This window comes from Agrococcus versicolor (assembly GCF_039531815.1).
Lineage (GTDB): Bacteria > Actinomycetota > Actinomycetes > Actinomycetales > Microbacteriaceae > Agrococcus > Agrococcus versicolor.
Map to the genome: position 1 here is coordinate 1 of NZ_BAAAQT010000009.1, position 660 is coordinate 660.

The window sequence follows — 660 nt, forward strand, 5'->3', positions numbered from 1 at the left end:
CCGCGCTCGCGAGCCGCGGCGTCGCGGACGTCGACGCCGCCGCGATCGAAGAGACGCTGCGCATCGCCCAGGCCGCGGGCGTCCCGGCGGCCGCGCTCCTGCATGCCGAGGCGGAGGCGGCCCGCATGCGCGAGCGGCTCGCGGGGCAGGAGCGCGCCGAGCGCGCGTCCGTGCTGCTGGTCGTGCCGCTCGGCGTGTGCGTGCTCCCGGCCTTCGGCCTGCTCGCGATCGTGCCGCTCGTGCTCACGATGCTGCAGCAGGCGATCGGACCGATCGCGTGAGCCGTCCCGCGGGGCCGTCGCAGGCTCGCCGGAGCGCGTCTCCACAGGCCGCCGTCGTCCACAGCGACCGGGGACGCGCGGCGCGGGCGCCGACGGGGCCGCCATCGTGTGCAGCCCGCGCACGGTGCGCGGTCGCGGACGCCGCAGGGGTCCGCCGGGAGATCGGGGGAGCGCGCATGGCCAGGCTGAGGACGATCGTGGGCGACGAGACGGGCGCGGCGACCGCGGAGTACGTCGTGGCGACGATGGCGGCGGTGGGCTTCGCCGGACTGCTGGTGGTGATCCTGCGCAGCGCCGAGGTGCGGCAGCTCCTCACCGACATGGTGCAGCGTGCGCTCACGGTCCAGCAGTGAGGTGCAGGGGCGACCGCCGCGGCGAG

Annotated in this window: 1 protein-coding gene and 1 pseudogene; both read left to right on the plus strand. The window is 77.1% G+C overall.

Going from position 1 to position 660, the window contains the following annotated elements; translation table 11 throughout:
* Positions 1-281: pseudogene (locus tag ABD249_RS15885) on the plus strand (hypothetical protein); the annotation flags it as partial.
* Positions 282-457: 176 nt separating this feature from the next.
* The gene (locus tag ABD249_RS15890; protein WP_344345162.1) at positions 458-634 is read left to right on the plus strand and encodes a DUF4244 domain-containing protein; all 177 of its coding nucleotides are present in this window, start codon (positions 458-460) and stop codon (positions 632-634) included.
* The last annotated feature ends 26 nt before the right edge of the window (positions 635-660 follow it).